This is a genomic window from Mesorhizobium sp. HAY1-8B (assembly GCF_056868045.1).
In genome coordinates this window covers 3,508,548-3,520,417 of record NZ_CP200321.1, presented here as the reverse complement: position 1 = coordinate 3,520,417, position 11,870 = coordinate 3,508,548, and the positions used below count along the sequence as shown (strand labels likewise).

Sequence of the window (11,870 nt, the reverse complement as noted above, 5' to 3'; positions counted from 1 at the left end):
TTATCGCCTTGGCCGGTGTTGCCGTCAAGTCGCTGATCCCGGGAAAAACGTCGCCAAGACTGGTAAACTCGTCGCTCGATCACGCGGAATCAGCCAGTGAAACATTTTATTAAACATGTCGGCACAGTCATGAAACATTCGCCGGCTAGTTCACCAAGCGTCACGATTTGGTCGGAATCAGCCATCAAACGCAGACACGAAAACGTTACCAGGGAAGAGAACATGCCTCGAAGCAAGCAGGAAGCCAACCGCGCCAAGCAACCGGCGTTGGCCAGCCACTATCGCGCAATCGGCCCGGCCGCGATCGTCGCCGCACTTCTTCATACCGCGAAGAAGAAGAAGCCGGCGCAGAAGATCGTATCGCCGCGCGCCGCCTGAGATGATGTTCCGCCGGCGCGATCGCCGGCGATGAGGGTGCGAACAGGCACCCTGGAATAAGGCCCTCGACAGGCTTCGCTAGAACAGCGTCATCTGACTGTCGTCGGTGCCCGGCTTCTGGCGTCTGACCTTCTCGGGCTCCGCGCCGATCTCCCCTCTTACTTGAATCTCCGGTCCGGTGTTGGCGACCTTGTTGACGAGGTCGGAGACTGGAATCGCCTCGAAGAAATCGAGTTGCGCCGGTCGCAGCAGGTCGGCGACATCACGCGGCTCCTGCGTGCGGCAATCCAGCCAGCGAGCGAAGTCCCTGGGATCGATGACCACCGGCATCCGATCATGGATATGGGCGATGTCGGCATTGGCGTTGACCGTCAGGATTGCGCCAGTATCCATTTCCGAGCCGCCCGGCTCCGCATAGGTCTCGATCAGGCCGGCAAAGGCGACCAGCCCGCCATGCCTGGGCCGGATCCAATAGGGCTGCCCCTTCTTGCCCCCGGTCTGCCGCCATTCGTAGAAGCCCGACGCCGGCACCAGTGCGCGGCGATGACGCATGGCAGCCTTGAACGAGGCCTTTTCGATCGCGCCTTCCGAGCGCGCGTTGAACAGCAGCGGAAACTCCCTGGTGTCCTTCACCCAGGCCGGGATGAGCCCCCAGCGCACCAGCATCGGTTGTCGGTCCGGCAAATTGGAACCCGGTGAGCGCGGCGCACCAGCGGTCGCCATCAGCACCGGCTGGGTTGGCGCGATGTTGTAGCGCGCCGGGAAATCTTCCAGTTCGACCAAGCCCAGAAAGGCAGCGGTTTGATCCGGCGTGGCCGTCAAGGCAAAACGTCCGCACATGATCGATTGCTCCTGCCCTCGAATGGTTGCCAAGAAAGTGGCGATGGAACAGCCGCACTGCAACCGCTAAAGCTGTCTGACGCCAACCGTCCACAGCGGGCCGCGGCGGTCGAACGGTTGAAAACCATGAACGATACACGAAAGATACTGCCGGCCGTCTCGGTAGCCGTGGTGCGTGGCGACACCGTGCTGCTGGTCAAGCGAGCCCGGCAGCCCTCACAGGGGCTCTATGCCTTTCCAGGCGGCAAGGTCGAGACCGGCGAGACGCTGGAGGATGCAGCGAAGCGCGAGCTGCTGGAAGAGACCGGTCTGCGTGCCACCGGTTTCCGCCCGCTTCGGGAAATCCATATCGACGGCAGGGGTGATTCCCACCCTGTCGATTACCGCCTCACGGTCTTCGGCGCCGCCTATGCCGGCGGGGAGGCCGTGGCCAGCGACGATGCCGAGACAGCCGCCTTCTACACACTCCGCGAGATGGCGGCGCTGCCGCTTGCCGGTTCGGTGTTCGCGGTGGCGGAAGATCTGCTTGGCCGACCTGCTGGTTCCCCTGAAAGCCGCTGAATTCCTCAACGGTCGCGCCGGAAACGCCTTGCAGGCGACAAATTGTTTGGCCACATAGACCTATGAGCCGCGCTCCTTTTCTTGTTGCTTTATGCCTTGCCGTCAGTACGGCCGTGGCCGTGCGGCCGGCGCTTAGCGCCGAGTCGCCGTTCGAGCCGGGGCTGATGCGGCTGGCAGAGGTCCTGGGGTCGCTGCATTTCCTGCGCAATCTGTGCGGGGAGAAGGGCGACCAGTGGCGTGGCCAGATGGAGAAACTGCTCGATTCGGAAAATCCCGACCCGGAGCGCCGCGCCCGCCTCATCGCCAGCTTCAATCGCGGCTATCGTTCCTTCGGCGGCACCTATACCCAGTGCACCGCTTCAGCCACCGAAGCCATCAGCCGCTACATGAAGGAAGGCGAGACGCTGTCGCGCGACATCGCCTCGCGCTATGGAAACTAATGCATGTCGCCCAGAGTGCCCCGGCTTTGGGGACGCGACATGCGTGAGAACAATGACCTAATGCGCGTTGCATGACTCTGTTTCGACGCCACGCGCTTTAGGCAATCCATCAACAGATATCGGGGGCATCATCGGACATGTTGGAGAAATCCGGCTTGTACCGGTCTGTGTCTTGGTGCAATCCTGATGTTGCACTTCTGCAACAGCGTTAATCAAACGTTACCGCACGAATGCGAAATTAACTCAAACTGAAGGTTTTCGACCCGCAGGCCGGCCTAATCGGCTAAGTTTGATCCGGATTGAAACGCAGCTTCGCCAGACACAGCCGCTCCCTGTAAAAGACGATCAAAAAAATGTCGTATTTACAGATACTTACTTAGGCTGCGTGTAAACGGAACAAATCAAGCATGACCCCCATTGACGGGTCGCCGCTTGAAAGGGTGGACATCGCTTATGGAACATGGTGTCAACGACATCGACGCGCTGGTCAGGGAAGAAAAACGCCTGACGGCGGTGGAGAGCCACAGCGAAGCCTGGGCTGAAGGCCTTTCGGCCGGCATCGAGCCCGAGATCATTGCCGAGGCGGCGCTAGAGACCGCGTTCGGTGAAATGCTGCGCGCCAACGGCGAGACATCGGCCCTTGCCCTGCTCGACCGCATGCGTGAAAAGGTTATTGCTGGCGCCTTCGAACCCGAGCGGCTGCGGCACTGAACCGACATCCGGTTCTTTGACGATCGAGTGCCGTTTGGGCATCATGCCCGGGAGCCAAGGAGATACGGGCAGTGAATTTTCCGATGTCAGGCCGGTCGAAGGGCCTGGTGCTCTACATCCGCCTCGCCGCTTGTTGTGCCGCGATTGCGTTTGTGACGTGCCTGGCCAGCAGCCCGGCCTATGCGCTGAGCGAAATCCAGCGCGAAGAGCTTCCCTCACCCGTCACACCGTCAGCGGATGACGACGCTTCGTCGCCCGGCGGCGCGATTCCCATGCCTGACCCGATGGGAACGCCGCCTTCGACCGGCCAGCAACCGGCCGCTCCGGACGCGGCGGAGCCCGACAGTCCAGCGGATGGCGGCAGCAACAGGCCGCGTGTCGATCCCGAAGCACCCTTGCCGGAAGTCGTCTACGACCTCGGCAAGCTGCCGGAGCCCGTGCGGCGCATGCACGACCTCATCATCGAAGCCTGCAAGAGCGGCGACATCGAGAAGCTCAGGCCCCTGATCGGCAAGGGCGACAGCATGACCCAACTGTCGCTGGCCGACATCGACGGCGACGCCATCGCCTTCCTCAAAGGCCTGTCGGGAGACCCAGACGGCCAGGAGATCCTGGCCATCCTGGAGGAAGTGCTGAGTGCCGGCTATGTCCATGTCGACGCCGGAACACCGCAGGAACTGTATGTCTGGCCGTATTTCTTCGCGCTGCCGCTGGACAAGCTCGACGCCAAGCAGCGGGTCGAACTGTTCAAGATCGTCACCGCCGGTGATTTCGACGACATGAAGCAGTTCGGCGCCTATATCTTCTATCGCGTCGGCATCACGCCCGCCGGGGAGTGGACGTTCTTCGTCGCTGGCGACTGAGCGACCCTCGACAAGAGAGGTTGAGGAAGCCTATCCCGGCAGCGCCTCGGAAAACTCCACCGCCCTACCTTGCCCAGGCGTCACGATCTCGCCTTCCCACATGACGCGGCGGCCGCGAATGACCGTGCCGACCGGCCAGCCGGTCACTTCCTTGCCGTCATAGGGCGTCCAGCCGGCCTTCGAGCCGGCCTGGGCATTGGTGATGGTTTCGCGCCGCTTCATGTCGACCACAGTGAAGTCGGCGTCGTAGCCGGCGGCGATGCGGCCTTTTCTGGCCATGCCGAAGATACGCTGTGGACCGTGGCTGGAGAGATCGACAAAGCGCTGCAGGGTCAGCCGGCCGGCGTTGACGTAGTCGAGCATGATCGGCACCAGCGTCTGCACACCGGTCATGCCCGAGGGCGAGGCCGGATAGGGTTTTGCCTTTTCGGCCAGCGTGTGCGGCGCGTGGTCTGAACCGAGCACATCGACAATGCCTTGTGCGATGCCATGCCAGACGCCGTCGCGGTGGTGGGAGGCGCGTACCGGCGGGTTCATCTGGATCAGCGTACCGAGCCGGGCATAATCGTCGGCACTCAGCGTCAGATGGTGCGGCGTCGCCTCGCAGGTCGCGACGTCCTTGTGCTGTTCAAGGAACAGAATCTCCTCGGCGGTCGAGATGTGCAGGACGTGGATGCAGGCGCGAGCTTCGCGCGCGATGCGCACCAGCCGTTCGGTGCAGCGCAAGGCGGCGATCTCGTCGCGCCAGACCGGATGCGATGACGGATCGCCCTCGATGCGTTCGCCCAGACGTTCGCGCAACCTGAATTCGTCCTCGGAATGGAACGCGGCACGACGGCGGGTGTTCCTCAGGATCGAAGCGACACCTTCGTCGTCCTCGACCAGCAGATCGCCGGTGGACGATCCCATGAAAACCTTTATACCCGCCGCTCCCGGCAGCCGCTCGAGTTCACCGACATCCCTGGCGTTATCGCGGGTACCGCCGACCCAGAACGCGAAGTCGCAATGCATGCGGCCGCTGCCGCGCCGGACCTTGTCGGCAAGTGTTGCCTCGCTGGTGGTCAGCGGGTTGGTGTTCGGCATCTCGAACACCGCGGTGACGCCGCCGAGCACCGCCGCCCTCGATCCCGTTTCCAGATCTTCCTTGTGCTCCAGTCCAGGCTCGCGAAAATGCACCTGGCTGTCGACGACACCGGGCAGGACGTGCAAGCCGCGGCAGTCGATTGTCTCACCGGCCGAGGCCTGGCGAAGATCTCCGATGACCGCAATGCGCCCGTCCTTCACGCCGATATCGCGTTGCCCCTCGCCGTCATGGTTGACCACCGTGCCGCCTGTCAGGATGAGGTCGTAGGTCATGGGCATGCTCTCTTGCGGGGGGAGTGTCAGCGGCTTACGTAATGGCCAACCGTTTTGCAAGATCAGGCTTTTATCCTCCCCATGCCCTTTACCCTGCTGAAAGACCGCGCGCTCATCTCCGTTTCCGGCCCGGAGGCCGAGCACTTTCTGCAAAACATCCTGACCACCGACCTCGATGCACTCGGCGAAGGCGAAGCAAAGCCCGGTGCGCTTTTGACGCCGCAAGGCAAGATCCTGTTCGATTTCCTGATCTCGCGTGCCGGTGAAAACGCCTTCCGACTGGAATGCCGTGCCGATATTTCAGATGATTTCATTCGCCGGCTGATGCTCTACAGGCTTCGCGCCAAGGTCGAGATTGCCAAGTCGGAACAAGCGCTTGTCACTGTTGCGTGGGGAAAAGAGTCAATCGCCTCGGAAAATGATTCAACCGTGTTTGCCGACACGCGCTTTCCCAATGAAAGCGTCGCGCGCTCGTATGCCGGCCCCCAAGACGCCGGCGACGACGACGCCTGGCAAGCCTTCCGCATCGCCCACGGCATTGCCGAGAGCGGCGCCGATTATGCGTTGGGCGACGCCTTTCCGCATGACGTCCTGCTCGACGAGACGGGTGGCGTCGGCTTCAGGAAGGGCTGCTATGTCGGCCAGGAAGTCGTCTCGCGCATGCAGCATCGCGGCACGGCGAGGCGTCGCGTACTGATTGTCCAGGCAAGTCCTCTCCTGCCCGCCGCAGGCACCGACCTCACCGTCGAGGGACGCCCGGTCGGTACGCTCGGCTCGAGTGCCGGCGGCACGGGACTTGCCATTGCCCGCATAGACAGGGTCAAGGCAGCGTTGGACGCCGGCCAGCCGATCCTGGCGGGTGATGTCCCGGTGACGGTGACCATTCCCCCATGGGCCAAATTCCGTTTTCCTCAGGAAACCGTCAGCGCGGAGGAAGCCTGATGGCGGCGGACCGCGCCGGTGCGCCGCCACGTGCCTGGCAGCGCATGCTGTCCGGCCGTAGGCTCGACCTGCTCGACCCCTCCCCACTCGACATCGAGATTTCGGACATAGCCCATGGGCTTGCCCGGGTCGCCCGCTGGAACGGCCAGACCAGCGGCGAGCATGCGTTTTCGGTCGCCCAGCATTCGCTGCTGGTCGAGGCCCTGTTCAACGAACTGGCGCCACAAGCTTCGGCCGATGACCAGTTGGCCGCGCTGCTGCACGATGCGCCCGAATATGTCATCGGCGACATGATCTCGCCGTTCAAGTCGGTGATGGGCGGCAGCTACAAGGACTGCGAGTTGCGCCTGCAGCGCGCCATCCATCTGCGCTTTTCCCTGCCGCCCGAACCGGCCCCGGCACTGCGCAGGGAGATCAAGCGTGCCGACCAGATCGCCGCCTATTTCGAGGCAACGCTACTCGCCGGCTTCTCCACCGCCGAAGCGACCGAATTCTTCGGCCGTCCGCGCGGTTTCTCCGCCGAGCGCTTCGATTTCACACCGCGCTCGGTGACCTCGGCGCAGAATGCCTTCCTGAAGCGGTTTTCGGGGATCGAGAAGTCGCGGCACCCAGTTGCGACGTCGGCGGTAGGGTAGAAAACGCTAAATTAACCGGAACGGATAACAGTGCGGTGTTCGATCACGCACCGCAGGCGCGCCTCATGCCCGTCGTGGATGTCAAGAATGGTTCGGTCGTCCCGGAGCGGGTGGCCGAAGGCATGGAGCACTCGCGCCGCATGGAAGACGAGCTGCGCGAACAGAACGAACGCTTTTCAGCCGCCGTCGAGAACATGTCGCACGGCCTGTGCATGTTCGACGCCGACGAACGCATGATCATCTGCAACGGCAACTACCTCAATATCTTTCGCCTCGACGCCAAGCTGATACGTCCTGGCATCCGCTTCATCGACATCCTGCGGCACAGCGTCGACATCGGCATCGCCTCGCAAACCGCGGACGAGCTTTATGCCATCCGCAAACCCTATATCGACCAGGCGAAACCCTCGACCTATGAGGAGACGCTGTCGGATGACCGCATCGTCAGCATCTCGCACCGCCCGCTGGCCTTGGGCGGCTGGGTTTCGATCTACGAGGACATCACCGAACAGCGGCGCGCCGAGCAGGAGCTGAAGGAGCAGCACCGCCGCTTCGACGCCGCGCTCGCCAACATGTCGCAAGGCCTGCTGATGTATGACGGCAACGGCAAGATGATCGTGCGCAACCGGCGCTTTCTGGAACTCTACAACGTCACAGCGGCGGACTTCCCGCTTGGGACAACGCACCGCGACGCGCTGGAACGGTTGCTGGAACTCGGCATCTATACGAAGATCGATGTCGACAGCGAAGTCGCCAAAACCGAAGCCTGCCTGGCGGCGGCAAAGATGCATTCGGCCTATCGGTATCTAACCGACGGCAGGACGGTTCTGGTCACGCACCAGCCGATGAGCGGCGGCGGCTGGGTGGTGACCTTCGACGACGTCACCGAACGCCGCCGCACCGAAGAGCGCATGACCCATCTTGCGCATCACGACACGCTGACCGGACTGCCCAACCGCTCGATGTTTCGCGAGCGGCTCGACCTAGCGCTGGACGATGACGCGGCTACGCCGTTGGCGATCTTCTCGCTCGATCTCGACCGCTTCAAGGCGGTCAACGACACCTGGGGACATCCTGCCGGCGACTGGCTCCTGAAAAGCGTGGCCGAGAGGCTGCAGCGCTGCCTGCACAATGAAACAGACATCGTCGCCCGTTTCGGCGGGGACGAGTTCGTCATCATGCAGTTCAATTCCAGGGGCATCGCCGAGGCGGAAAAACTGGCGAAGCGCATCGTCGAGGCAATCGCAAAACCGTTTCGCGACAAGAGCCGGGAGATGCATGTCGGTATCAGCCTGGGCATTGCCGTTTTCCCCAACGATGGCAGGGACGCCGATACGCTGCTGAAAAACGCGGATACGGCGCTCTATCGGGCGAAGAGCGAAGGGAGAAACCTGTATCGCTTCTTCGAGCCCGAAATGGACGCCGTGGTGCAGGCCCGCCGGGCGATCGAGGTCGACCTCGAGGCTGCGCTGCCGCGCCAGGAATTCGATCTCGACTTCCAACCCATCATGAACATCGCCTCCGGCGAGATCATCGGCGCGGAGGCCTTGATGCGCTGGCATTCCCCGGCGCGCGGCACCGTCGCGCCAGACGAATTCATTCCGGTCGCCGAAGAAACCGGACTGATCGTGCCGCTTGGCGAGTGGGCGCTGAGGACAGCCTGCACGGCGGCGGCAAGCTGGCCTCCCGGCTTGCGCATCGCGGTCAATGTCTCGGCCGTGCAGCTTAGAAGCGGCGGCTTTGCCCGCAGCGTCATCTCGGCGCTGGCCTTTTCTGGCGTGCCGGCCGCACAGCTGGAACTGGAAATCACCGAAACCGTGCTGATGGACGAGAGCGAAGCCGTGCTCAAGACGCTGCGACAGTTGCGTGAACTCGGCATCCGTATCGCGCTGGATGATTTCGGCACTGGCTATTCCTCGCTCGGCTACCTCAGGCGTTTCCCGGTCGACAAGATCAAGATCGATCGCTCGTTCATTGGCGATATGGCCAATCACGACACCGCGGCGATCGTCCGCACCGTCATCGGGCTCGGCACCGAGCTTGGCATCGTTGTCACGGCCGAGGGCGTCGAGACCGAGGAGCAGCTCGACATGCTGCGCAAAAATGGCTGTGTCGAGGCTCAGGGGTACCTGATCGGCGTACCGTCAAAGGCATCGGATATTCAGCGTCTGTTGAAGTCGCGTGAACTGCACAGCCAGATCGGCTGACCTCAGGCCAAGGCGTCTTGTCACACCGTCCCGAACCGAGCTGTTCGAGAGTATGCCGTCGGGCCTCTATTGTTCCGCCGCGCCATCTATTTGGAGATCAGTTCCCAGCTTGGTCTCGACAGGCGCGCCGCCATAAACGCAAAGCGGCCGCATCGATGTACTCTCGATGCCGGCGGCGGTTCCATGCTGCCGCTCGGCCAGATAACCGAACAGCATTTTGACGAAACCTTCGACCGTAACGTCAAGGCGGTGCTGTTCACGGTGCAGAAGGCGCTCGCACTGCTGACCGATGAGGCCTCGGTGATCCTGACCGGTTCGACAGCCGGCTCGACCGGCGCGGCCGCGTTCAGCGTCTACGGCGCGTCCAAGGCGGCGCTGCGTAACTTTGCCCGCAGCTGGATTCTCGACCTGAAGGAGCGGCAGATCCGCGTCAACATCCTCAGTCCTGGCCCGACCCGTACGACAGGCCCCGCCGAGCTTGCCGGACATGAAGCCCAAAGCCAGAAGGGCTTGCTAGACTTCCTTGCTGCCCAGGTGCCGATGGCCGGCTTGGCGATCCTGATGAGATCGGCAAGGCGGCGGTGTTCCTGGCCTCGGACAATTCCAGCTTTGTCACCGGTGCCGAACTGTTCGTCGATGGCGGCATGGCCCAGGTCTAACCGCTCATGCCGAAAGGTCGCGCCCTCGACCGGACGCGACCGATTGCCGGCTGCCCGGCATCAGCGCAATGTCTCTATGTATTTTTCATGGAAGCTGACATAGCCCGGCTCGATCACCTTGAGATGCTGCTCGATCAGTGCGTGAAACTGCGGCAATTGGTGAAACGGCACACCAGGATAGGCATGATGCTCGGCGTGGAACGGCATGTTCCAGGCAAGCTTGCGCACCACCCAATTGGTCAGCGTGGTTCTGGTGTTCTCCAGCATGTTGGCGACGAACGGACAGCGGCCGTGCTCGGCCAGGAGATAGAGGCGCAGAAACGGCTGACCGAGCAGAGCCGGAATGATCCAGACATAAAGGAGCGCAGAGAGCTGGAAATGGACTGCGAGCAGAATGAGCACGGCGTAGAAGACAATCATGGCGCGCGCCTCGGCGCTAACCTTGGGTCGACCTTTCGGCGGCACATAGCTTTCCTGGCTGCCGCCGGCCGCATTGGCGTAGAGCGTCTTGATATGGCCCCACCACAGCGGAATGCCGGAGACATGCACGAGATACTGCCGCAGCGTTTCCGGCTTGGGAAAGGCCAGTTCCGGGTCGCTCTCGGGATCCTGGGTGAAGCGGTGATGGGCGAAATGGAAATAGCGGAACCAGTCGGCCGGCAATGCAAGCGCCACGCTGCACACCCGCGCCACTGCATCGTTCAGCCACTGCGTCTCGAAGGCGGTGCGATGAACCGTCTCGTGCAGCAGCGTGAACAGGAACACGATCAGGATGCCTTGCGGCAGCATCAGCAGCGGCCAGAATGGCACCTTCGCGGCAATCAGCGATCCAATGATCACAATCGCACCCCAGTGGGCGCCGAGTTGAACGAGACCCGCGGCGTCGGACTTGGCGGTCAGACGGCTGCGTTCTTCCGGGGTTAGTGACGCGATTATGTCGCGATGGTCCATCGGCTGGATCCAGGCTGGCGATTTGACGACGCTTACCCTAGCCGCTGAAAAAGCTTTCCAAAAGCCACGATTCCTGCGATTTGGATAAGCTTATCTTATCTATATGGCGATCATGGTCACATCTCCGTCGCTTAAAGGGCTTCAGGCTTTCGAGGCCGCGGCACGCACGGGCAGCTTTGCCGCGGCGGCGGAGGAGCTTTCGGTTTCGGCCGCCGCCGTCAGCCAGCTTATCCGCACCGTCGAGGAACAGATGGGCCGCAGGCTGTTTCATCGGGTCAACCGCAAAGTGGTCCTCACCGAGGCCGGCGCGGAGATGCTGCCACGGCTGACCATGGCCTTCCAGGAAATCGGCAGTGTCTCGCGCGAACTGGGCGGCGACGCATTTCGCCCGCGCCTGGTGGTCTCGGTGCCGCCATCCATGGCCATGGGCTGGCTTTCGCAGCGTCTGTCCGGTTTTGTCGCAAGCCATGGCGCCGCCGATATATCGCTGCGCGGTGACGACGACCCCGTGCCGTTCGACCGCGAGTTGATCGACATCAGGCTCTCTTACGGTCCGCACTATCGCGAGCACCCGACCGAGGACATCGCCCGGGACGCCGTCTATCCGGTCTGCGCACCATCGCTTTCCAGCGCAATCAACGCCGGCGACGGTCCGCTCGCAGGGCTGCCGCTGATCCACACCGACTGGGGTCCGACCGGCGCATCGTTTCCGTCCTGGCGCAACTGGTTCGAGGCGGCCGGTGTCCAACCTGGCCGGGCAGCGCAGCGCGGCCTGTCGGCCAACTCGTCGCGTGCGGCGCTCGACCTCGCCATTTCGGGGCTGGGCGTGGCGCTGGCACAAGGGGTCTATTGTGCCGAAGCACTGGAGGACGGCAGGCTGATAAGGCCGGCAGCCGGGGCAATTGCGCTACGCCAGCCCTATTGCCTGACGATTCCGGAGCGCAGCGCCAGACGCGATGTCGTGGCGGCGTTCCGCGACTGGCTGATCAAGGAATGCCAGCGCGTGGTGGGCTCACCGGCGTTGCGTTGAACCGATACGCGATGGTCACAGGTGTCCGCTCAAGGCCACCACCATGTCCTTGCTGGTGGCCACGGGAACGATCTCGAATTCGACCAGATCAGCCCATTCGATGACCCAGCGCTGCAGAAGCGTGACGTCATCGGCCTCGACGAGCAGGAAGCAGCGGCTCATATCCGCCGCGATCCAGCTGTGGTGCACGACAAGTTCCTCCGGCTTCAGACGGCCCCGGTCGCGAAAGCGGCGGTAAATGTCCTTGCGATCGCAGCCGGTGAAATCCTCGATCACGATGAACTGCATGTTTTCCCC

The 11,870-nt window shown here is 62.6% G+C and carries 13 protein-coding genes and 1 pseudogene; 10 read left to right on the top strand and 4 right to left on the bottom strand.

Going from position 1 to position 11,870, the window contains the following annotated elements:
- Positions 1 to 222: 222 nt before the first annotated feature.
- Positions 223 to 378, top strand: a complete 156-nt coding sequence (locus AC1VON_RS16440) for a hypothetical protein (RefSeq protein WP_140768494.1) — start codon at positions 223 to 225, stop codon at positions 376 to 378.
- 78 nt (positions 379 to 456) lie between these two features.
- Here AC1VON_RS16440 and AC1VON_RS16435 read toward each other — a convergent pair whose 3' ends face one another.
- Complete coding sequence (locus tag AC1VON_RS16435) at positions 457 to 1,218, bottom strand: SOS response-associated peptidase (protein ID WP_483124214.1); 762 nt, start codon at positions 1,216 to 1,218, stop codon at positions 457 to 459.
- Positions 1,219 to 1,344: 126 nt separating this feature from the next.
- On the opposite strand from AC1VON_RS16435, the gene AC1VON_RS16430 reads away from it, so the two are divergent.
- The 4 genes from AC1VON_RS16430 (at position 1,345) to AC1VON_RS16415 (ending at position 3,793) form a co-directional block, all read left to right on the top strand.
- The gene (locus tag AC1VON_RS16430) at positions 1,345 to 1,779 is read left to right on the top strand and encodes an NUDIX hydrolase (protein ID WP_483124213.1); all 435 of its coding nucleotides are present in this window, start codon (positions 1,345 to 1,347) and stop codon (positions 1,777 to 1,779) included.
- Between the two features lie 62 nt (positions 1,780 to 1,841).
- The gene (locus AC1VON_RS16425) at positions 1,842 to 2,219 is read left to right on the top strand and encodes a TIGR02301 family protein (RefSeq protein WP_172351195.1); all 378 of its coding nucleotides are present in this window, start codon (positions 1,842 to 1,844) and stop codon (positions 2,217 to 2,219) included.
- 453 nt (positions 2,220 to 2,672) lie between these two features.
- A complete protein-coding gene (locus AC1VON_RS16420) occupies positions 2,673 to 2,930 on the top strand; it encodes a hypothetical protein (protein WP_008874920.1) in 258 nt (85 codons plus the stop codon).
- Positions 2,931 to 3,001: 71 nt separating this feature from the next.
- Positions 3,002 to 3,793 carry a hypothetical protein gene (locus AC1VON_RS16415; RefSeq protein ID WP_483124212.1) on the top strand — a complete coding sequence of 264 codons (792 nt, stop codon included), beginning with the start codon at positions 3,002 to 3,004 and terminating at the stop codon, positions 3,791 to 3,793.
- Between the two features lie 30 nt (positions 3,794 to 3,823).
- On the opposite strand, the gene AC1VON_RS16410 is transcribed toward AC1VON_RS16415, so the two are convergent.
- Positions 3,824 to 5,155 (bottom strand): dihydroorotase, encoded by a 1,332-nt coding sequence (locus AC1VON_RS16410; RefSeq protein WP_483124211.1) that lies wholly within the window; start codon positions 5,153 to 5,155, stop codon positions 3,824 to 3,826.
- Between the two features lie 75 nt (positions 5,156 to 5,230).
- Here AC1VON_RS16410 and ygfZ point away from each other — a divergent pair, with 75 nt between their 5' ends.
- The 4 genes and pseudogenes from ygfZ to AC1VON_RS16390 all read left to right on the top strand — a co-directional run.
- Entirely contained in the window at positions 5,231 to 6,091 is an 861-nt protein-coding gene (ygfZ, locus tag AC1VON_RS16405) for a CAF17-like 4Fe-4S cluster assembly/insertion protein YgfZ (protein ID WP_483124210.1), read from the top strand.
- Positions 6,091 to 6,726 carry an HD domain-containing protein gene (locus tag AC1VON_RS16400; RefSeq protein WP_483124209.1) on the top strand — a complete coding sequence of 212 codons (636 nt, stop codon included), beginning with the start codon at positions 6,091 to 6,093 and terminating at the stop codon, positions 6,724 to 6,726. Before ygfZ ends, AC1VON_RS16400 begins: the two co-directional genes overlap by 1 nt.
- Positions 6,727 to 6,791: 65 nt before the next feature.
- A complete protein-coding gene (locus tag AC1VON_RS16395) occupies positions 6,792 to 8,933 on the top strand; it encodes a putative bifunctional diguanylate cyclase/phosphodiesterase (protein WP_483124208.1) in 2,142 nt (713 codons plus the stop codon).
- A 165-nt stretch (positions 8,934 to 9,098) separates the two neighbouring features.
- Positions 9,099 to 9,592: pseudogene (locus AC1VON_RS16390) on the top strand (SDR family NAD(P)-dependent oxidoreductase); the annotation flags it as partial.
- 60 nt (positions 9,593 to 9,652) lie between these two features.
- Here the strand turns inward: AC1VON_RS16390 and AC1VON_RS16385 are convergent.
- Positions 9,653 to 10,543 (bottom strand): fatty acid desaturase family protein, encoded by an 891-nt coding sequence (locus tag AC1VON_RS16385; protein WP_483124207.1) that lies wholly within the window; start codon positions 10,541 to 10,543, stop codon positions 9,653 to 9,655.
- A 112-nt stretch (positions 10,544 to 10,655) separates the two neighbouring features.
- Here AC1VON_RS16385 and AC1VON_RS16380 point away from each other — a divergent pair, with 112 nt between their 5' ends.
- A complete protein-coding gene (locus tag AC1VON_RS16380) occupies positions 10,656 to 11,573 on the top strand; it encodes a LysR substrate-binding domain-containing protein (RefSeq protein WP_483124206.1) in 918 nt (305 codons plus the stop codon).
- Between the two features lie 15 nt (positions 11,574 to 11,588).
- On the opposite strand, the gene AC1VON_RS16375 is transcribed toward AC1VON_RS16380, so the two are convergent.
- The gene (locus AC1VON_RS16375; protein WP_172351203.1) at positions 11,589 to 11,861 is read right to left on the bottom strand and encodes a DUF3303 domain-containing protein; all 273 of its coding nucleotides are present in this window, start codon (positions 11,859 to 11,861) and stop codon (positions 11,589 to 11,591) included.
- Positions 11,862 to 11,870 lie beyond the last annotated feature (9 nt).